13 protein-coding genes are annotated in these 20,863 nt (G+C 62.9%); 11 read left to right on the top strand and 2 right to left on the bottom strand.

Annotated features, from left to right (window positions below):
- The first annotated feature begins 17 nt into the window (after positions 1-17).
- Entirely contained in the window at positions 18-1,808 is a 1,791-nt protein-coding gene (locus SMA01S_RS19660; protein ID WP_157094050.1) for a DUF6531 domain-containing protein, read from the top strand.
- Positions 1,805-4,501: an RHS repeat-associated core domain-containing protein gene (locus tag SMA01S_RS19655; protein WP_157094049.1), complete on the top strand. Its 2,697-nt coding sequence runs from the start codon at positions 1,805-1,807 to the stop codon at positions 4,499-4,501. Before SMA01S_RS19660 ends, SMA01S_RS19655 begins: the two co-directional genes overlap by 4 nt.
- Before the next feature lie 1,385 nt (positions 4,502-5,886).
- On the opposite strand, the gene SMA01S_RS19650 is transcribed toward SMA01S_RS19655, so the two are convergent.
- Positions 5,887-7,023, bottom strand: a complete 1,137-nt coding sequence (locus tag SMA01S_RS19650) for an IS110 family RNA-guided transposase (protein ID WP_066826519.1) — start codon at positions 7,021-7,023, stop codon at positions 5,887-5,889.
- Between the two features lie 595 nt (positions 7,024-7,618).
- Between SMA01S_RS19650 and SMA01S_RS19645 the strand changes: the two genes are divergently transcribed.
- The 4 genes from SMA01S_RS19645 to SMA01S_RS19630 all read left to right on the top strand — a co-directional run bounded on the left by SMA01S_RS19645 (position 7,619) and on the right by SMA01S_RS19630 (position 11,381).
- Positions 7,619-9,520: a ParB/RepB/Spo0J family partition protein gene (locus tag SMA01S_RS19645; RefSeq protein ID WP_084250462.1), complete on the top strand. Its 1,902-nt coding sequence runs from the start codon at positions 7,619-7,621 to the stop codon at positions 9,518-9,520.
- 49 nt (positions 9,521-9,569) lie between these two features.
- Positions 9,570-9,860 (top strand): sigma-70 region 4 domain-containing protein, encoded by a 291-nt coding sequence (locus SMA01S_RS24900; RefSeq protein WP_066826517.1) that lies wholly within the window; start codon positions 9,570-9,572, stop codon positions 9,858-9,860.
- Positions 9,857-10,771 (top strand): nucleotidyltransferase and HEPN domain-containing protein, encoded by a 915-nt coding sequence (locus SMA01S_RS19635; RefSeq protein ID WP_066826515.1) that lies wholly within the window; start codon positions 9,857-9,859, stop codon positions 10,769-10,771. Before SMA01S_RS24900 ends, SMA01S_RS19635 begins: the two co-directional genes overlap by 4 nt.
- A gap of 289 nt (positions 10,772-11,060) precedes the next feature.
- Positions 11,061-11,381, top strand: a complete 321-nt coding sequence (locus tag SMA01S_RS19630; RefSeq protein ID WP_066826513.1) for a DUF736 domain-containing protein — start codon at positions 11,061-11,063, stop codon at positions 11,379-11,381.
- 128 nt (positions 11,382-11,509) lie between these two features.
- Here the strand turns inward: SMA01S_RS19630 and SMA01S_RS19625 are convergent, their stop codons facing one another.
- The gene (locus SMA01S_RS19625) at positions 11,510-12,025 is read right to left on the bottom strand and encodes a hypothetical protein (protein WP_066826512.1); all 516 of its coding nucleotides are present in this window, start codon (positions 12,023-12,025) and stop codon (positions 11,510-11,512) included.
- A gap of 288 nt (positions 12,026-12,313) precedes the next feature.
- Here SMA01S_RS19625 and SMA01S_RS19620 point away from each other — a divergent pair, with 288 nt between their 5' ends.
- The 5 genes from SMA01S_RS19620 to hyoA all read left to right on the top strand — a co-directional run bounded on the left by SMA01S_RS19620 (position 12,314) and on the right by hyoA (position 20,555).
- The gene (locus tag SMA01S_RS19620) at positions 12,314-12,673 is read left to right on the top strand and encodes a hypothetical protein (protein ID WP_066826510.1); all 360 of its coding nucleotides are present in this window, start codon (positions 12,314-12,316) and stop codon (positions 12,671-12,673) included.
- A gap of 331 nt (positions 12,674-13,004) precedes the next feature.
- Positions 13,005-15,026 carry a DUF3363 domain-containing protein gene (locus SMA01S_RS19615; protein ID WP_066826508.1) on the top strand — a complete coding sequence of 674 codons (2,022 nt, stop codon included), beginning with the start codon at positions 13,005-13,007 and terminating at the stop codon, positions 15,024-15,026.
- 20 nt (positions 15,027-15,046) lie between these two features.
- Positions 15,047-15,547, top strand: a complete 501-nt coding sequence (locus tag SMA01S_RS19610; protein ID WP_245649344.1) for a ribbon-helix-helix domain-containing protein — start codon at positions 15,047-15,049, stop codon at positions 15,545-15,547.
- Positions 15,544-15,816, top strand: coding sequence for a helix-turn-helix domain-containing protein (locus SMA01S_RS19605; protein ID WP_084250460.1), 273 nt, complete (start codon positions 15,544-15,546; stop codon positions 15,814-15,816). The genes SMA01S_RS19610 and SMA01S_RS19605 overlap by 4 nt, the downstream gene beginning before the upstream one ends.
- 332 nt (positions 15,817-16,148) lie before the next feature.
- Positions 16,149-20,555, top strand: coding sequence for an NACHT domain-containing antiphage protein HyoA (gene hyoA, locus SMA01S_RS19600; RefSeq protein WP_066826506.1), 4,407 nt, complete (start codon positions 16,149-16,151; stop codon positions 20,553-20,555).
- Positions 20,556-20,863 lie beyond the last annotated feature (308 nt).

Here is a 20,863-nt window from a genome sequence, read left to right as displayed (position 1 = left end):
ACATGTGGGGACCATTGATGAAATTGCGCAACCTGGCGATATTTGTCGGCTCGATCGGTGCGGCAATCGCCTTGCTGATTTCTCCGATGAGCGTCGGTGTGGCCCATGCACAGAACAATCCACCCGAACGGACGTTCATGATGAGCCCTACCGGCCTCAACCTTCTCGATACGACCTTCGTGCAGAACGTTCAGGATTTTTCGGTCGGGTCACTCACCTTTTCCAGATCATATGTCTCTTCTGATCCAGACTCCGGTGCCTATTTTGGCAGGGGTTGGACACACAACTTCGACATGAAGGCATATTATTCCATAACTGCAGGTCAGGCGAAGAGTACGGTTATACTTGGTCGAGAAACACATGTTTATGATGGCCAGCCCAGTCAGAACTTTCCAAGCGACTATGAGTATGGAACCAAGTTAACTATCGTCGGCACATCGATGATTTTCACAAATAGAGATGGGACGGTTTATACGTTTCAGCCGATTGGGAGTAACGTAAATTATCAGACCGTTTCTTCCATAGCCTATACGAACGGCACTGTGATCACGATTACCAATGTCTCGGGCATGCCGAAGACGATCGTCAGTAATCTCGGTTACGGCATCGTTCTCGACTATTCGGGTAGCCAAGTATCGGCGGCGTGCGGGTTTAATCTTGCGGTCACGTACATCACCACCAGCACGACATGTGCCGGCGCAACGCTGAAAACCTCCTATGGCTACGCGACCGTTGCCGGCAAGACAGTCCTCCAGACGGTAACTGACGTCAGCAGCAGTGTTACCACCTACGGATATCAATCCACCGGTAATGGCGCCGGTATTTTGAATTGCGTACGCGATCCGGGATCAGCCACGTGCAAGATTACCAACGCCTTTCGAGCGACGTTCACTAAGAGGGGCAAGACTGTCATTTCGTCCCAAACATTGGCGGATGGAACAACGTGGCAGTTCGCTTGCACCTGCGGCGACAACGCCGCAAATGATCCTGACAATCTAAATCCGGACTCAGAGGCAACGACCGTAACCGAGCCCGGCGGTGCGACGGCTGTGACGGCGTTCAATGTCGGGTCGGCGCAACTGCCGACGCCCGGCGTGGCGATATCCTTTTATGACGAGATCCACAGATACTTCCCGATCAGCTATGACGACCTTCCGCACGCGATGACGACGCCGGAAGGCTACAGTTATCAATGGGGCTATACGACCAACGGGCGCGTGCTGAGCAGCCGCACCATCAAGGCAAAGACCGGTTCGGGGCTGCCAGACCTGGCCGTCGAGACCAGGACGTTCCCAACCACGGGATGCCCGGCTTACTCGTCGTTCACGACGCTCTCCTGCAACCTGCCGCTGACAAGCACGGACGCAAAGGGCAACACGACCGTTTACACTTATGACTACACGCACGGCGGCGTGTTAACGGAAACCAAGCCCGCCGACAGCAACGGTGTCCAGGCGGTCGTCCGGAATAGCTATGGTCAGCGTTATGCCTGGATCAAGAATAGTGGCGGCGGCTATTCGCAGGTCGCGTCGCCCGTCTGGCTGCTGCTCGAAACGCGCAGCTGTGCGACCAGTGCCACGGTCGGTAATGCCTGCAGCGCGGGCGCCACCGATGAGGTAGTCACGACTTATGATTATGGCCCGAACTCAGGGCCTAACAACCTGCTCCTCCGCGGCGTCGTGGTGACGGCCAACGTGCCGGGCAGTCCCAGTAATCCGGTCAGCTTGCGAACGTGCTACGGCTATGATTGGCAAGGCAACAAGATATCCGAGACTAAACCGCGCGCCAACCTGACGAGCTGCCAGTGAGGGGCGCGGCGACAATTCGACGCACGCTGATTGCGACACTCGCCACCGCACTCGCGACCATGGTCGCCCCGCAGGTCGCGCAAGCCCAGACGTCGCCGTCGGACTTCACCAACGCGACGCGCTACGATCAGCAGCGACGTGTGGTCGGGACGATAGCAGCCGATCCGGATGGCGCGGGCGCTCTGCATTATGCGGCCATCAGAAGCACCTATGACGCGGCGGGCAATTTGATCCGCGTCGAAAAGGGGGAGCTTTCGAGTTGGCAGTCTGAGGCGGTGGCACCGGCGGCTTGGGCCGGCTTCTCCGTATTCAGTAAGATCGAGACGAGCTACGACATACTCGACCGCAAGGTCACGGAAGCTATCTGGGGCTGGAATAGTGCCACGTCGGCGTGGGTCGAGACCGGCGTAACGCAATATAGTTATGATCAGGTCGGGCGGCAGGAATGCGTCGCGCTACGCATGAATCCGACAACATGGTCGGGGCTACCGACCTCGGCGTGCACGTTGGCGACGACCAGCACGAGCTACGGACCCGACCGCATCACCAAGAACGTCTATGATGATGCGGGACAGTTGTTGAGAGTGATCAAGGCGTTTGGCGTGGTCGGGCTCCAGCAAGATTACGTTACTTACACCTATACCGATGGCGGCAAACAGAAGACCGTCGTCGACGCCAACGGCAACAAGGCGACCTACACCTATGACGGCTACGACCGGCTGGCCGCCTGGGCATTTCCGTCGAAGGCGGTGACCGGGAGCTCGGCCACTTGCACGATCGGAACGATCGCGCAGACGACTGACGGCTTCGGAAATACGGTCGTGGGGCCATCGGAAACGCGGACCGCCGGAGACGATTGCGAGAAATATTCCTATGATCGCGACGGTAATCGCGCGAAACTGATGAAGCGCGACGGCAACGTCATCCGCTTTGCGTTCGACGCGCTGAACCGCATAACGATCAAAGACGTCCCGGGTGGCACGGCGTCCGACGTTTATTACGGCTACGACCTGCGCGGATTGCAAACCTTTGCGCGGTTCGTCTCGACTAGCGGGCTGGGGATTACCAACGCGTATGATGGCTTTGATCGCCTTCAGTCGACTACCAACAATATGGGAGCGATCGCTCGGACGCTCAGCTACGCCTATGACGCGGATGGCAACCGATCGCAGCTGACTTATCCCGACAGTTCGTACTTCACCTACGTCTATGACGGTCTCGACCGGCTGACGACCATAAAAGAGGCGGGCACGACAGCGATCGTGTCATCGGTGTTCGACGCGCAAGGACGCTTGGGGAGCCAGACACGCGGTGCGGTAACGACCACTCTAAGCTATGACCCCGTGTCGCGACCGATAACATGGACCGACGATCTGGCGGCGACGACAAGCGACGTCACCACCACATTCGCCTACAATCCCGCCAGCCAGATCGTCACCAAGACGCGTTCGAACGACGCTTACCGGTTCACCGGCTATGTCAATGTCAGCCGGCCTTACGCAGTCAATGGCCTCAATCAGTATGCAACTGCCGGCTCTGCCGCCTTTACTTACGACGACAACGGCGACTTAACCGGCGACGGCACCAATACCTATACTTACGACGTCGAAAACCGGATGAAGGGAGCCGTCGTCGCCGGGGCGGGGGCTACACTCAACTACGATCCTTCGGGTCGGTTGTGGCAGGTTGTGGCACCGAGCAAGACGCTCGAATTCACCTATGACGGCGACTCGGTTGTCATGGAGATGGATGGGGTCAATCCATACAAATATGTTCATGGTCCGGGCAACGACGACCCGATGATCCAATACAATGGTACCGGCTATGCCACACGCTACAGCCTAGAGCCCGATTACCAAGGGTCGATCGTTTCGCTGGCGGACGCGACCGGGGCCAAGTTCGGGATCAACACGTTTGACGAATACGGCATCACGCCGACAGGCAATTATGGGCTCTTCCAATATACGGGCCAAGCCTGGATCTCGCAGCTCGGGCTCTATTACTACAAGGCACGGATGTACTCGCCCACACTAGGGCGCTTCATGCAGACTGACCCGATTGGGTACAAGGATCAGAACAACCTATACGCATATGTTGGCAATGACCCGATAGACGGTACGGATCCCACTGGGACGGCGCTTGCCATCATGGGCGGATGCCCGGCGGGTAGCGCGTGTTATAGCACTGATCCCGATGGCTCTAACACTACCTATGCGGGCCAGTTTCAGAAAGAGAGTCTGTCTCCGAAGGCTAATGAGAGCGGAAACTTTAGCGTCAAATCGGGAGAAGATGCGGCAAAGGCTGGACGAGAGAAGTGGGATAAGGATGCCAAGGCAAATTGGAACAGAAATGCAAAAAATCATCCGCCTAGTACCGAGGATGGGGCTATAAAAGCGCACTGGACGCATTTGTCTTGGGGCCAGTCGTGGTGGCATCATTTTGGTCCAGGAGGTGGATCAAATCAGAAGTATGTCAGCCCGGACGGGAAACAGGAGGGCGTCTATGATTCCAGAGGACGCTTAGTAACCGACCCGAGAAACATTGGAACATATAATTACTATGGTCCAAAAGACGGGTTCAACCACTTCAGATACGATGTCGTTCCCTATTTTAAATATGGAAACACCAAAGATGATCCAAATTGGCTGATCAACAGAGTTACCGGACCAATAGGAAAGTTGTTCTCGAATTAGAGTGAAAAGTTATGTCTAACATTGGCAAGAGTGCTGCCACGATATTGTGTATATGCGCAGTTGTATCTGTCGTATTGTCGGTGGCATCTGTGTATCATATCATTGGTTGGATGGCCTCCAAGGGAATAATGTTGTCTCACCCCAACATACAGTTTTCATTGTTGGTGTTATCCGTCATTCTAGCTGAGGTGTTGCGAGCTCAAGGGAGATTTATCCCCTCTATGATTTTCTCTTTATTGTCGATGGCGGGTGCCTTTACGGCATTTGTTTTCTACGCGGCGTAGAAAAATCTTATTTTCTGTGGTTGTTGTGGCGCTTTCGAAGCCTAAAACCTCGATTTGTTAGGTGCACGCTGAGGGCGTTTTTGACAGGGTCGATTGTCCGGGTTTGCGCTGCGTCGTGTTCTGCGGCTCAGGTCAGCAGTCAGTCTCGCTCGCCGGAAAACCCGGCCTGCCATTTATATGATAGGTCCGCCCAACATGTCTCGATTAAGGGATTACGACTTCACCCGGGTCTGGAGGGATCGTACGGTGAAGATCTGAGGTGCCCCGGGAGAACGTTGGACGTCAGATTCGCGAAGAGCGATCTATATACTGATAAGTACAAGAATCTTCTTTCATTCATCATCGGTGGGAATTCTTCCGGGCCCCGCCATGTCGATATGGATGTGATTGCCGATCTCGTCGATACGAAAGCGCCCAATGGCAAGCCGGCGATCATGGTCGGGAAAATAGTCAAATATACTACCGGCGTCATAAAGCCTTGATCAAAACGCCGGGCGCGATTGGTCGTAGCTTGGTCCTTAGTTGATAAAGCTGAGGTGGAAGGCCCGGACGATCGGCGGGCTTGTCAGTCTTACCAGAGCCCCGGTTTATGGCTGGAGGAGTTGCGGTCCTCGTGATTGACTATCCATGATAGGATGACGCAATCGGCGAGTGAACCGATCCCAGCCCGGGTCCGGGGATTGCCCGCATTTTAGGTCGAATGTTCCGATGAACATTCTCGAACGCAGACCGCGGTAAATCTCCAGCTACAATCGGCTGCGCGGTCGTAGGGGAAGGTCTTCCCCTGACGACGAGCTCCGATGGTCTCGTCCTACCCTTTCTCTCATGTCCGTTTTTGTCAAGCAAAGGCATGGCGATGCACTCGGCGGACTGCCGAGCATGGTGATAAACGTCCATGCGCAGGGTCGGAGACGGGGCTCAAGACGACGGTCGATCAGACACTCATGCGCGGGTTGGTTACCGCAGGACCACGGTATTCGTCTCGGAGCTTCCTCTGTCAGCGGGCGGGCGTCGGTTCCATGACCGGCCACAAGAAAGGGCCGAGAGTTCTCCTGACCGGCCCCGCCTCCGATGCTGCGCACCGACGTGCTTCTCGTTCGGTCACGCGGCCAGTTGCTCCTCTCGTTGATTGCTGGCGGCAACCTGCCGGCCGATCGCCCAGATGAAGCCCACGAACTCGCGAGCGACGGCGGTGACGACGACGTTCTTTGGCTTGCCAGTGGTCGATAGCCGGCGATAGCGATCGTGCAGCCGGAGCTGCGCCTTCCAGGCGGTTTTGACGATGTCGAGATCCAGTCCCTCCTGCCGGCGCTGGATGCTCTGGCTGACCCTGGGCGCCCTGCAATAGGTCCACGCGCTCTCGACCAGAAGCCGGCGTACCCTGGCATTCCCGGCTTTGGTAAAGCCCCGGCGCCTTATCTTCATGTCGCTGGAGTGTTCGGCGGGTACGAGGCCGAGATAGGCCATCAGCTTTCGTGGGTTTTCGAAGCGCGAGACGTCGCCGATCTCGCCCACGATCGTCGCCGCTGTGATCAGCGCTATCCCACGCATAGATTGCAGAGCCGCCACGAGCGGCGCCATCGACCAGTTCGGCACAGCCGCTTCGATCTGCTGGACGAGGCGATCGTGACGGGCGTCGGCTTCCTGGATCGCCAGGATGTATTCCTGCATCGCGATCTGCTGCGCAGGATGCTCCATCTCCAGCGTCGCCAGCCAGCGCCAATAGGCTACCGTCCAAGCTTTGGTGCCGTTATATCGATAGCCCTGCCGCAGCAGGAAACTCGACAGCGCCTGCCGCGCCTTGTTCCGCCAATACATTGAGGTTTCGCGCGCCCGGACGAGGTCTCGCATCGCTTCATGCTGCGTATCTGGCACCCAAACCGACGTCAGCTCCCCGGCGCGATGCATCTTCGCCAGAGTCGTGGCATCGCGCTTATCGGTCTTGATGTGGTCGCCTGGTCGCGATGGAATCAGCGAAGGCGCCACGACGAGACATTCGTGCCCGGCTTCAGTCAATTCGCGCGCAAGGCCGTATCCGCAAGCACCAGCCTCATAGCAAAAAGTAATGCGGCGACCGGGATGTTTTCCCGCGAGCTTCCGCGCCAAATCAGCCATTGTTCCTGGGCAATGGGGAACTGATCCATAGTATCGAATCTCGCTCGATCGTCCTCCGGGTGCGATGGCGACTGCGACCGTCGCCTTATGTACGTCGAGACCGACGTAGACATCTTTTTCCACCGACTCGTCTCCTCTCCGTAATCAGCGCCGGCCGCCGGCGCTGAGCGATGGTGACACACGGTGGTGTGGCGACCATCCAGGAACGGACATCAAGTCAGCGGGGCTGGGCGCCCCGCAACGCCCCGGGAAAATGGAGCGGGGCTGATGACGCACACTGCCGGCTTGCTGGCGCAACCGGACAGGGTGCGGCGCCCTTGACTTGCCCCGCGGGCACGCCGGCTCGGCCGTCGGCCGGTGCGCCCGGTTTCGCTCGGGCCTCTGGCGCCGTTCCGGCACGGGCGGCCCGGCGAAGCCCGACCTTGCACCTTTCTCCGCCGGCCTCGTTCCGGAGTACCGGCTTTCGTTGGGCGGCGCTGCGCGCCGGACAGGCGGACGCCGCTGGCGCGGCGGCGCTTGGCCTCCCGGTCAAGCGGGGAAGGGCGGCACTCGCTGCTGGGACCGCACGCGTTCCCGGCAAGCCGGCTTCGCCGGCTCCTCCACTTCGTTGCGGCCCTGTCAGGTGCCGGCCCCGCTCGTGGCGGTCCCTTGCGCTCGCTGGTCGCCGCCCGCCCCCGCTTTCCGGGAGCCGGGTGTGGCAGTGAGAAGGACCAATGCCATGAAACTCGACTTCATCGCGCTCGACCGTCTGAGCATCAGCAAGGCCAATATGCGCTGGGCGAAACGCGCGCCCGACGTGACCGATATCCTGCCGAGCGTGCGCAAGCGCGGCGTGATCCAGCCGGTGGTTGTCCGGCCCAATTGCGAACCCGGCGCGTTCGAGATCGTCGCGGGCGCGCGGCGATTCACCGCCGCGCGGATCGTCGCCGACGAGCGTGCCGCCGCTGGCGAGGCGGGACCGCCCGAGCCATTGCCGTGCGCGATCCTCGATAGCAGCGACGATGCCGACGCGGTCGAGGCCTCGCTGATCGAGAATATCGCGCGGCTCGATGCCGACGAGGTGACGCAATGGGCGACCTTCACGCGGCTAGTGAAGGAAGGCCGCAGCGTCGAGGACGTGGCCGCCACGTTCGGCCTGCCCGATCTGATGGTGAAACGCGTGCTCGCGCTCGGCAATCTCCTCCCGCGCATCCGCGCGATGTATGCCGCCGAGCAGATCGACCGGACCACGGTTCGCCACCTGACGCTCGCCAGCAAGCGCCAGCAGACCGAATGGATCGCGCTGGCCGACGACTCCGAGCAACGCGCGCCGACCGGCCAACAGGTCAAGGCGTGGCTGCTCGGCGGGCAGACCGTGCCGGTCAAGCTGGCGCTGTTCGATGTCGAGGCCAGCGGGTTGGCCACCGTCTCGGACCTGTTCGGTGAGGACCGCTATTTCGCCGATGCGAGCGCCTTCTGGGCCGCGCAGGAGGCCGCGATCGCCGAGCGCCGCGCCAACTACTTGGCGGATGGCTGGGCCGAGGTCAGCGTCGTTCCGGCGAACGAATATTTTCAGTCCTGGGACTATGAGAAGCGGCCCAAGCGCAAAAGCGGGCGCGTCTATATCGATGTGCGCTCGACCGGTGAGGTAACTTTCCACGAAGGCTATGTCAGCCGCCGCGAGGCCGAGCGCGCCATGCGCGGCGAGAATAGTGGGTCGTCTGACACGAAGGCGCAGCGCGCCGAGGTGACCACGGCCATGCAGACCTATGTCGATCTCCACCGCCATGCCGCCGCGCGCGCCGCCTTGGCCGAACGACCGGGCGTCGCGCTGCGGCTGATGCTCGCGCACGCGATGGTAGGTTCGCCGCTCTGGACCGTACGGCGCGAGCCGCAGGCCGCGCGCGACGAGGGCACCGCCGAAAGCGTCGAGACGTGCCGCGCCGAGACGTCGTTCGACGAGCGCCGTCGCGCCGTGCTGGCGCTGCTCGGCATGGACCCCGAGCGTCCGACCGTCAGCGGCGGCGCGCCATTCGGGTCGGGCGGCGAGCAGGAACTGGTCGCCTTGTTCCTGCGCCTGCTCGACTTGCCGGACCCCGCGATCCTCGATGTCGTGGTGATCGTGATGGGCGAGACGCTGGCCAGCGGCAGCGCTGCGGTCGACGCCATCGGGCTGACGTTGGGCGTCGATATGGCCGATTACTGGCAAGCCGATCCGGCATTCTTCGACCTCGTCCGCGACAAGGAGGTACTGGGCGCGATGGTCGCCGAGGTGGCGGGCGAGGCGGTGGCTTCGGCCAACGCGAAGGAGAAGGGCGCGACCCTCAAGCGCATCATCGCTGACCACCTTGAGGGCAGGGACGGACGCCCCAAGGTCGAGCGCTGGGTGCCGCGCTGGATGGCATTCCCGCCCGCTGCCTATACCGAGCGGGGCGGGGTCGCCACCGTCCGCGCCAATCGTATCGTCGCGAACGCCAAGGCGGACGCCGCACAGGATACAGGTGCCAATGCCGCCACCAGCCTTCCGCAAACCGCCAATCCGGAACCCGACGCGGCAACGCCGGATGGCAACGCGGCAGTCGAAACGGACGGGGCAGAGATCGCGGATAGCGACGCTCCCACCGACCGGCTGGCGGCCTGATCCTTTTGACGGGCGACCTCGCCGCCCGTCATCGTCCGGAGCGAGTTCGATGGATCAGCCGCCACCCCGTCGCGTGTTGCGCGCGATGCAGCGCGCGCTCGACGCGCTGCCTGACCCCGATCGCACGATCTTCGCGCGGCACAGGTTCGATGGCTGGGATTATGCCCGGATCGCGCTCGATCTCGGCATGTCCATGCCCGAGGTCGAGCGCGGTGTCGCGTGCGCGATCCTCGCGCTCGACGCTGCCGCCCGGCAGGCCGGGCGGCGCTCCGGTCACCGCCATGGTGGACGCATTTGCGCTTGGCTTCGCGCGAAATTGCCGCAAGGCTGGCGGCGATGAAGACGGAAATCGACCATCTGCCGGAGCGTCAGCAGCGCGAACTCGCGCGGCTCAGCGAGATATTGCTCGAGGAGTTCGACAAGGCGATCGCGCAGGCGACCAAGCCGCACAAGCGCGATGGCAAGGTCTACAAGATCATCCTGTTCGGGAGCTACGCGCGCGACGACTGGGTCGACGAGCCGGCGAACGGCTACCAGTCCGACTTCGACCTGCTGATCGTCGTCAGCCACGAAGACCTCACCGATATCGCCGATTACTGGTACGTCGCCGAGGACCGCACCGCGCGCGATCCCGGGATCGCGCGCCCGGTCAACATCATCGTCCATTCGCTCGACGAGGTGAATTCGGCACTCAAGCGCGGCGAGTATTTCTGGACCGACATCGCCCGCGACGGGATCGCGCTTTATGAGCTTCCGCGCCATCCGCTGGCCGCGCCGAATCCCCTTAGCGCGAGCGACGCTTATGGGATGGCTCGCCGCTATTTCGATGACCAATCACATTCCCTGGCCAACTGGATGAGGCTGGCAGAATTCGCTGCGCAGCAGGGGGATGACCGCGACTGGCGTAACAAGGCTGCTTTCAATCTCCATCAGGCCGCAGAAACGGCGTATGCCTGCTTTCTTCTCGTGCGGACGCTCTATTTTCCGCGCTCGCACAACATCAAAATCCTGCGCTCGCTTTCCGAGGACAAGGAGCCTCGTCTGGTCGAGGCATGGCCGCGCGATACCAAGCTCGATCGCGCGCGGTTCGAGCGGCTGAAGCGCGCTTATGTCGAGGCGCGCTATTCCGCCAGCTACGAGATCAGTGGCCCGGACCTCGAAGCGCTGGCCGCGTCCGTCGCGCTGCTGCGTGAGATCGTGGTCGCGCTCTGCACGGAGCGTCTGGACGAGTTGAAGCACGCCGCCGAATAGGCTTCTCACGCCAGCATTCGGGCAGTCACTGGGCCGTCCTTCGCCAGATCGACAGCGACGCACCCGGCTGTGAAACGCCCCGACCTGGGACCGGTCGGAGCCGGCGAAACCATCGCGCGGCCGCTATTTTCCCCGGCGCTGATGCGCCTTCCTCGCGAAGCAAAATAGCGTCCGCGCTCCGGTCCTACGCTCCGCTTCAGCCGCGCATGCGGTTCGCCGTCTCCTTGTCCCGGTCCTTCGATCGGCGTGTCGCCGGGATGGTCCCGGTCGAATACGAAGGAGAAGTCACATGCCTGCCATCGGATACGTAACGAAGAACGACGACGGCTCGTTCAAGGGTCAGCTCAAGACGCTCAGCATCTCGGCCGAGATCGCCATCGTGAGCAACCGCAGCAAGTCCGCCGACACCCAGCCCGACTATCGGGTATTGTCCGACGGGGTCGAGATCGGTGCCGGCTGGAACCGCCGCTCCGAGACCTCGGGCCGCGATTACGTGTCGCTCAGCCTCGCGGCGCCCGAGTTCGGACCTCGCCGGCTCTACGCCAATCTCGGCCAGGCCGCGGGCGGTCCGGAGGATCGTTTCGCGGTCATCTGGAACCCTGCCGACTGATGCTGGCGGCCCCGGCGCGAACATCGCGCCGGGGCTCAGAGGCCGGTCGATACGTCTGCTGGTGAAACCGCCCGCCGGCACTGAACTTTATTGATTCTGCTCGTCCGCGATCCTTTCGTGACGTCGGGCTAGCGACGGGAAGAGGATGGCAACGACGCTGTGCAATCGATCGCGGCACGAACGTAATTTTCGAACCACACCCGACTTTTGCCATTCCCAACTTCATGGTCTCGGATGGGGCAGCGGCTATAACCTTGCCGCTGCATATAGCTGTTGATCAAACTCTCTCCGCAAACATGGTTGAGCACAAACCCACCGCCTAAGATGGCAAACACTGTCAAAAATTGGATTAGGCGTCGTTCCGGCCGAAAGTCGAACCAAGCGCACAAGCCCATTACGACTAAGCAGGCGACCACGAAAAATATCGTCGCGAGGGCGCTCTCGTCGACGTCAATCAACCTCGCACGATCAGCGATGGCGTGACTCGCAGCCACAATGGAAAACAATCCACCGCCATTGATCCAGCCCACCACGTCATCCAGGAAGAACATGATCGCGGTGAAAACGAGGCCGACGATAATCCAGACCCGGCGCCGCAGAGCTGGCGTATCCGGGGCCTGTTGTTCTCCAAGATCGGTTGCCAACGTCCTGTCCCCTGCGCGCTGACACCATCGGCAAGGACAGCGTTCCACGCAATAGCGGACATCGTTTTGTGCCTAGGGTGGGAGGGCTCGTCTCGGCTCGTCCGAGCATGGCGGCCGGCGGCACGGCTGTACAAGGCCGGCGGCCCCTCCAATTTGCTGCGCAAATCGGTTCCTCCGCCGCCGCTGACGCGGCGCTTCCGCTTCGCTCCAGCGGCCCTGACAGCCGCGCCGCCGACCGCCGTCGAGAGGGCGTCTTCGACAATGAGGACGTCTTGAACGGAGGTTCGCATGACCATGTTTCAACCGATTTCGCACAATGTCGATCGCGTGATGGCAACGTTGATCGCAGGGCTCGAACTGGAGTTCGGGCGCGGCGCGGCCGAAGGCCTGGCGCAGCGCTTCATCGAGGCGGAGGACATGGATTTTCACTGGGAAGCACGGATCGAGGAGCGCTGGATTGGGTCGTACGAAGCGCAGGATGATGATGCTTTCGACCTCGATCGGGTCGCAGTTCTGGGCGTGATCGATGGGCGTTGGTTCGTCGCAATGTGCATCGTCGATGGCGAGGGAATGGCGCATGGAATGATGGGCCGGCAGGCGTTTTCGGATGCCACGGCAGCACGAAAAGCATTCGAAACGCGGCATTGATGGCAGCGAAAGACCAGGGCCGGGACGCGGTGTCGACAGGCATCGCGTCCCGGCTTTTTGTGTCCTCGGCGAGTTGAGAAGGTGGGCGGGCGAAAGGGGTGAAAGGCCGGCAGGAGAGGGAAAAAGGGACAGCAAGATAAAGCCCGCAACGGCTCGCCGTATTTAGCGGGCTAAATGATTGTCTGCACATCGTTTTATGTAGAGCCGGTTTGTCTCGCGGCGCGCGCCTCAGGGAGACTGTCAGGCCCATGGCACCTGCCGGATGGCGCTGTTCCGCCAGTTCTGCGCGAGATACTTTAGCCGATCCGAACGGTGCGCCATATCCTCGCTGATGACGGACGACACCGACCTTTTCGAGCCCCGGCTCGGGCGCATGCGGTCGCGCGGCGGCAAGCCGCGCGCGCCGAAACTGCGGTCGCAAATCCTTGCCCGCGCGACGCGTGCCGGCAGGGTATCGCTCGGCGCGAACAGCGCCGCCAATGGCTCCGCCCGACAACCATCCGGCCGCTTCAATGCGCGCGGGCGCGGCGCGAAACTCGCGGCGACCTTTTCGCGCGGGTCTGGCTGGTCATTGGACCGCGGCCTGGGCATGCGGGTCCGGCCCCGCCGGGTGACGGTCAAGGCGCGGGTCGTGAAGCTCGCGGGGAAGGGGCCAGCCACGGTCGCGCACTTCCGCTATCTCCAACGTGACGGGATCGCGCGCGACGGTGAGGAGGGGCGGGTCTATTCGACCTTCAATGACGATGCCGACGGCAAGGCGTTCCTCGAGCGCGGCAGCGGCGACCGGCACCAGTTCCGCTTCATCGTCTCGGCCGAGGACGGCCGCGAGTTCACCGACCTGAAGCCGTTCACGCGCGACCTGATGGCGCAGATGGAACGGGATCTCGGCACGACGCTCGACTGGATCGCGATCGACCACCACGATACCGGCCATCCCCACACGCATATCCTGGTCAGGGGCAGGACCGAGGACGGCAAGACGCTCAACATCGCCGGCGATTATATCGCGCACGGCATCCGTCATCGCGCGTCCGAGATCATGACGCGCGCGCTCGGACCCCAGACCGAGCGCGAAGTCCACGAGCAACTCCGGCAGGAAGTCGACGCCGAGCGGCTGACGCGGCTCGACCGGGCCTTGTTAGAGCGCGCGCATGAAGGTCGTGTCGATCTGTCGCTGGCGACCGGCGCCGACCCGAGCTTCCAGCAATTGCTGGTCGCACGCGCGCGCGCGCTCGAAACGATGGAGATAGCGAGCCGGGAAAGGCCGCTCGTCTGGTCGCTCGACCCGGCGGCAGAGGCGACGCTGACGGCGATGGGCCGTCGCGGCGACATCATCCGCACGATGCACCACGAGATGGCAAAGACTGGGCTCGACCGCCGGCCCGAGCTCTATGACATCCGCGATCCGCTCGATCAGTCGGTGCTGGTCGGCAAGGTCGTCCGGTTCGGGGCCGCCGACGCGCATCACGATCGCCGCTTCCTGCTGGTCGACGGGATCGATGGCCGGACGCACTATGTAGACATCGGCACGACGCGTGATGCGGCGATGGTGGGTAGCCTCGTCAGGCTCGCACCCAGGCCCCTCGATATCCGCGCCTCGGATCGCACCATCGCCGAGGTCGCGACCGCGAGTGGCGGAATCTACTCGGTCGACCATCATCTGAAGCACGATGCGATGGCGACCGACCGCTTTGCCGAAACGCATATCCGCCGGCTCGAAGCGTTGCGCCGGGCCGGCGGGTCGGTCGAACGATTGCCGGACGGCAGCTGGAAGATCGCGCCCGATCATCTCGACCGGCTCGAAGCGCATCAGCGCAAGCGGATCGTCGACGCGCCGCTCACCATCGAGACGCTGGTCGACGAGCGGGTGAGTAATCTGGCGCATCGCTCGGGCCCGACCTGGCTCGACCAGGAACTCGTCAGCACCGAGCCGCTCCCCCTTGTCGACCACGGGTTCGGTACCGAGCTGCGCGAGGCACTGAGAGCCCGGCAGCTTTGGCTGTTGCGCGAAGGGATTGGCGAGGAGAGGGGCGGCGAGGCCTTCATGCCGGCCGATCTTGTCGCGCGGCTGCGCACCCGCGAACTGGCCGCGGTTGCGAGCCGCCTGAGCGATGAGCTCGGGCTCGACTTCGCCGAAGCCAGGCGCGGTCAGGAAGTGCGCGGCGTGCTCGCGCGCAAGGTCACCATCGGCTCGGAGAAGTTCGGCCTCGTCCAGCGCTCGCATGAGTTCACCCTGGTGCCGTGGTCAGATGTGCTTGAGCGGAGGATCGGGCAGCAGGTCGGCGGCATCGTCCGCGACGGCGGCGTGAACTGGACCTTCGGGCGCCAGCGCTCGGGTCCAAGCATCGGCTGACCCACCGCAAATAGCCGTAAATGGCCGAAGCCCTCCCCACAGCGCTCTTCGCGCGAGTGCATGATAACACCATCATCCGCGCGATCCGCACCGACAGGACGCCGCCCATGAAGACCTTCAAGACCCGCCACCAGCTTTTCCTCACCGAACAGCTCGCGAAGCGTCTCGACATGGTCGCGAAGAGTTCGGGCCGCGCCCGGTCGGAGATCCTGGTCGAGGCGCTGGAGGCATGGTTCGATCGGCGCGACGCGCCGAGCGCGGGCGAGGCGGTGCTCGCGCGGATAACGCGGATGGAGCGCAACGTTGCGCGCCTGCGGCATAGCCTCGATCTGCTTTGGGAGGGCGTGTCGAGGCTGATCAAGCATCAGCTGGTGGTAACCGCCAGCCTGCCGCCGATCAGCGAGGAAGCGCACGCGCTCGGCGCAAAGCTGCACGCTGCTTTCATCAACGAGATCGCCGAGCGACTGTCGTCGTTCGACGCCGAACTGCTCACACTCGATAAGGAACGGACTGTCCAATGACCTCCGGGAAGATAGGGCCTGGCGCCAGCTTTCGTGACCAGGTCGAGGCAGCCACGGCGCGCGCCAAGGCCGAGCTCGTGCAGGAGGTACCCGGCGAGCCGATCACGGTGCGTATTCGCCGTGCCGTCGAGCTGACCGGTATCGGCCGCAGCAAACTATACGAGCTCATCGCCGCGGGCGAGATCGACGTGGTCAAGGTCGGAAGCTCGACCCTGGTGATCTTCGCGTCGCTCAAAGCGTTCATCGAAGGTCGTCGCGGATTGGTTTAGCTGATCGTCCGCTTGGCGCCCCAACACCAGCCATCCAACCTGTCGGCCTGCGATCCCGAAAGCCGTCGTTCATTCATCTCGCTCGCAGCGCGTGCGGGAACGGCTGAGATTGGGACAAATCTGCCTTTCCTTGCGGCACCGCTGTATGGCGGCTTCCGGCGCATAACCTGCCGGTCAGTCAGCGACCCGTCCAGGTGCGTCGGAAAGCGATACGGGGACGATGCTCGCGCTGCCGGCGCCGATCTATTTCGATCGTCCGAGATTAGCATTTCGGCGCGCTTTTCGCGGTATCCCCCCGTGTGGATTAGGGCCGTAACGACTATATCCCTGCCATGTCTGGAAACCTCGACGACTTCATTGAACTGGATCGTACCTTTCGCGATCTCGCCACCTCCGATGAGGATGGTGACGAGGCGAAGATGGTGCACCTGTTCGCGCGCGAGGCATCTACGCGCTGGACGGATCTCCTTGCCGAGCCGCGCGTCATCGTGCTGGCCGAGGCCGGTTCGGGGAAGACCGAGGAGATCCGGCATATCTGCCGTCGCCAGCGCAGCGAGGGGAAGCCGGCCTTCTTCCTGCGCATCGAGCATGTCGTCGACGATTTCGAGACCAGCTTCGAGGAAGGGGATCTCGAGGAGTTCGAGGCCTGGCTCAAGTCGGGCGATCAAGGCTGGCTTTTCCTCGATTCCGTCGACGAGGCGCGCCTGCGCGACCCCAAGGATTTTGAGCGCGCCATCCGCCGCATCGGCAAGCGGATCGAGCGCGCCCTGCAGCGCACTCATATCGTCATCACGGGTCGCACGGAGGCGTGGCGCCCTGCGACCGACCTCCTCCTGTGCCGGACCAACCTGCGCTGGGATGCGCCGGCGAAGGCGCCCGACGAGGCGCCCGCGCCACAGGGGGAATATGCCGTCGCGGTCGAGACCGCGGCAAAGCAAGAGAATAAGCACGCCCCGTTCCGCATCGTGACCCTCGAGGATCTGCACGGCGCCCAGATCGAGATCTTCGCGGTCGCCAAGGGCGTGACCGACATCAAGGCCTTCACCAAGGCCTTGGAGCGCGCCGAAGCGTGGTCGTTCACGACCAGGCCGCTCGATCTCGCCGAGACGGTCGAGTTCTGGAACGATCACCAGCGGATCGGCTCGCGGCTCGACCTGATGACGAGCAGCATCACGAAGCGTCTAGAGGAGCGGGACCAGGACCGCGCGGACGCGCGGCCGATCGCGGTCGACCGTATCCGCGGGGGAGCCCGCCTCGTCGCCGCTGCCACCACGCTCTGCCAAGAATCCGCCGTCCGGGTTCCCGATGGCAATCAGAACAGCAAGGGCCTGCCGATCAAGGACGTCCTCACCGACTGGAACGACCAGGACTGCGCGACCCTGCTTTCCCGGCCGATTTTCGACCCCGGCATCTACGGGACGGTCCGGTTCCACCATCGCTCGGTGCGCGAATATCTGACCGCCGAATGGCTGCACGCGCTGCTGGTCGACGAAGGCTCGCGCGCGAAGATCGAAGGGCTGTTCTTCCGCAAGCAATACGGCATTGAGGTGATCGTGCCGACGATGCGACCGGTGCTGCCCTGGCTGGCGGCGCTCGATCGGCGGATCCTCGACAAGGTCGTGGCGCTCGCGCCCGAGATTCTGTTCGAAGGCGGCGACCCCGCCAAGCTGCCCTTCGACACGCGGCGTCACATCCTGCGGCAGACCTGCGAACAGGTCGCGCAGCCGGCGCATGGCCGCACGATGATGGAATATCAGGCGGTCCAGCGCTTCGCGAACCCCGATCTCGCAGACGAGATCGGTGCGCTCCTCGACCAATACGCTGCGGACAACGACATCACTTGGTTCCTGCTGCGCATGGTCTATCAGGGCGGCATCGACGCGCTTGCCGCCAAGGCCAAGCATTTCGCGCTGACGTCGCGCTCGAAATACACGCGCATCGCGGCAATCCGCGCAGTCCTCTCGGTCGGCACGCCCGCCGACGCCGCGGACATCCGACAGGCCTTTCTCGCGGAGGGGCCGGGGCTGTGCCGCGACTGGCTCGGCGAGCTGCTGGCCGATCTCCCCCATGAGGAAGCGGCGATCGCCTGGCTGTTGCAGGCGCTTGAGGCCACAGCGTGGAAAAACCCGCATTCGGTCGATCCCTTAGCCGATCCGCTCGGCCATCTGGTCGACGAGCTCCCGGTCGCGCTGCTCGGCGGGCTGATGGCTGGCCTTGTCGAGCTTCTGCTCCGCGAACCTGTGGTCGAGGAGCGGCATTGCGAGATTTCGAAGGCTTATGGCTGGCTCGCCGCGACGGTCGCGCGCGCCGCCGTGCGCCTGATCGAGGTGCGCGATCCGGCGGCGCTGGCGCCATCGACGCTGACCGCGCTCCGACTGCTCCCGATCGCCAGCGACTATGGTCGCAGCCATTTCGAGGAGATCCGCAAGGACCTGCCCGAGCTCGTGCAGGGGTGGCCAGAGCTGAACCATACGCTGTTCTGGCACTCGGTCGAACAGGAGCGGGCATGGCGCGAGGCCAAGAAGGATCAGCGCCTTGTCGACTGGTGGCACGTCGCGATCTTCGGTCGCTACTGGGCCTTCGCGCCGGATAGCATCGACACCATTGCGGTCGACATCGAGAACCGGGCGCTGCTCGACGATCGCCTCGTTGCGCTGACCCTCGCCTTCTGGCTTTTTGTCGCGGCCAAGCGGCCGCGCAAATTGCGCGAACGGCTGAAGCGGCTTGCCGCTACGGATGAGACCCTCGCCGCCAAGCTGGAATCGCTCTTGCACCCGCCTGCGGACCAGCTTGCGGAATTCCGCAAGCAGGAGGCGCAGTGGAAACGGCGGGACGCCCGGATCGCGGCTGCCCAGAAGAAGCGCCTCGAGCAGGACAAGAGGCTTCTGGCCGAGCGCGTCGACCAGATCCGGCATCCCGGCAAGCCCGCGATCATGACCCAGGACCAGGCCTACCTGATGGAGCGGATGCGTTCCGCGGGCAGGGACGATCACAACCACTGGACCGATGGCAATTGGCGCTCGCTAGTCAACACCTATGGCGAGCCGGTCGCGAGTGCCTACCGCGACGCCGCCGTCCGCTTCTGGCGCGAGTTCAAGCCCCTCACCCAATCCCAGGGCGCGTCGACCAACCAGACGCCCTATACGGTGATCTTCGGCCTGACCGGGATCGCGATCGAGGCGCGCGAGGCGGAGGACTGGCTCACGACGCTGACGCCGGAAGATGCCGCGAAGGCGGCGCGCTATGGGCTGGCGGAGCTGAACGGCTTTCCGGACTGGCTGCCGGACCTCTATTCTGCATTTCCCGATGCGGTCGCCGACGTGTTGCTGACCGAGATCCGGCACGAGCTCAAGGTTGAGCAGACCGACGGCGAGAGCCATTATGTCTTGTACGACATGGCCTGGCATGGCGCGTTCGCGCGCGATCAGATTGCCCCGGCATTGCTGCCCGCCTTGCGCGCGAAGCGCATCAATCCGCGCAATCTTGGCTATCTCCTGTCGGTCGTGCAGGGCTCGTCGGTGCCGGACGCGGATATCGCCAAGATCGCCGCGCGCAAGGCGGCGGCGAAATATGACCCGGACTTCACCCCGACCTGGTACGCGACCTGGGTCGGTGTCGATCCCGACGCCGCGATCCCTGCCGTCGCGGCGCGCCTCGCCGCGCTGAACGATCCCGCGGAACAGACCAACCTCGCGCTGCGCTTCGTCGTCGCGCTGCTCGGCGGCCGCCAGCAGGAGGGCCGGGCGCGGCTCGCCTATCGCACCGTCGAGCACATGAAGACGCTCTACCTGCTCATGGCGAAATACATCCGCGAGGAAGAGGATATCGAGCGGTCCGGCGGCGGCGTCTATTCGCCGGGCTTGCGTGACGACGCCCAGGATGCGCGCAACGCGCTCTTCTCGTTCATCCGCGAGACGCCGGGCAAGGAAGCCTATCTCGCGCTCATGGAAATGGAGCGCGCGCACCCGGCGGTGAAGTCACGGCCGTGGATGGGCTTTCACGCTAAGACCAAGGCGACCCTCGATGCCGACTTCGCGCCGTGGACTCCGGGCCAGGTCAAGGAATTCAACGACGCGCGCGTCGCTACGCCGACCAATCACCGCGAGCTCTGGTATTTCGGCGTGGAGCGGCTCGAGGCGCTGAAACACGATCTCGAGCATGGCGACGAGAGCATCGCCTCGATTCTGCAGGGGACCGACCAAGAGACCGAATTCCGCAAGTTCATCGGCGGCTGGCTGCGCGATCGGGCCGGAGGACGCTACAGCATCCCGCCCGAGGAAGAGCTTGCCGATGCCAAGCGCCCCGATTTGCGGTTCCGCGGCGCAGGGTTCGACGCGCCAGTCCCGGTCGAGCTGAAGGTCGCCGACAATTGGACGGGTCCGCATCTGTTCGAGCGCATGGAGGTCCAGCTCGGCGGTGACTATCTGCGCGATGCTCGCTCGAGCCGGGGCATTTTCCTGCTTGTCTATGTCGGCATCAAGCAGAGCTGGGATCTCCCGGGTGGCGGCCGCGCCGAGACTTTCGAGGCGCTGCTCGCGGCGCTGCGCCAGCATTGGGCTGTACTTGCGAGCCAATATCCCGATGTCGAGGATCTCGCCGTCGTCGGGATCGACCTGACCCGTCGTGGCCTTGATACCAAGACGGTCAAGAAGAAGAGCGAGACGCGCAAGGCCGCGGAAAAGGCTACCAAACCGGCGTCGGGGAAGGCGGCGGGAAAGAAGGGGCCGGTGAGGCCCTGACGGGCGTTCCGCCGCTGCACGTGCATCCACCGCGACGCTCGATCTCTTTGTTCGGGTGCTGAACTCAGGTTCGTTGACATGAAAAATCGCGTGCCGAACGGCTGCTTCCAGCAGTACCTGCCGCTAATATCCGGATTGCCGGACGGCGTATGCTGGTCGGCAGCCGACGCCGCCGTACTATCGTCTGTAACGGCAGCAATCCTGCGTTGGTTGCCCGAAACCTGCCGGTCTCCTCGCGGCCCACTTCCTGCCATTCCTATTTTGCAGTGATCGAACGACCGGATCTGGGCCGATTGTGTTGAAAAACT

The organism is Sphingomonas mali NBRC 15500 (assembly GCF_001598415.1).
In the GTDB taxonomy this organism is placed as follows: Bacteria; Pseudomonadota; Alphaproteobacteria; order Sphingomonadales; family Sphingomonadaceae; genus Sphingomonas; species Sphingomonas mali.
The sequence above is the reverse complement of the archived record's forward strand: the minus strand, read 5'-3'. Positions and strand labels throughout refer to the sequence as shown.

Excerpts from the sequence above, each read along its gene's own strand:
- SMA01S_RS19615 (WP_066826508.1), top strand. The coding sequence starts at position 13,005 with ATGACGGACGACACCGACCTTTTCGAGCCCCGGCTCGGGCGCATGCGG.
- hyoA (WP_066826506.1), top strand. The coding sequence starts at position 16,149 with ATGTCTGGAAACCTCGACGACTTCATTGAACTGGATCGTACCTTTCGC.
- SMA01S_RS19610 (WP_245649344.1), top strand. The coding sequence starts at position 15,047 with ATGGCCGAAGCCCTCCCCACAGCGCTCTTCGCGCGAGTGCATGATAAC.
- SMA01S_RS19605 (WP_084250460.1), top strand. The coding sequence starts at position 15,544 with ATGACCTCCGGGAAGATAGGGCCTGGCGCCAGCTTTCGTGACCAGGTC.
- SMA01S_RS19635 (WP_066826515.1), top strand. The coding sequence starts at position 9,857 with ATGAAGACGGAAATCGACCATCTGCCGGAGCGTCAGCAGCGCGAACTC.
- SMA01S_RS19620 (WP_066826510.1), top strand. The coding sequence starts at position 12,314 with ATGACCATGTTTCAACCGATTTCGCACAATGTCGATCGCGTGATGGCA.
- SMA01S_RS19645 (WP_084250462.1), top strand. The coding sequence starts at position 7,619 with ATGAAACTCGACTTCATCGCGCTCGACCGTCTGAGCATCAGCAAGGCC.
- SMA01S_RS19660 (WP_157094050.1), top strand. The coding sequence starts at position 18 with ATGAAATTGCGCAACCTGGCGATATTTGTCGGCTCGATCGGTGCGGCA.
- SMA01S_RS24900 (WP_066826517.1), top strand. The coding sequence starts at position 9,570 with ATGGATCAGCCGCCACCCCGTCGCGTGTTGCGCGCGATGCAGCGCGCG.
- SMA01S_RS19630 (WP_066826513.1), top strand. The coding sequence starts at position 11,061 with ATGCCTGCCATCGGATACGTAACGAAGAACGACGACGGCTCGTTCAAG.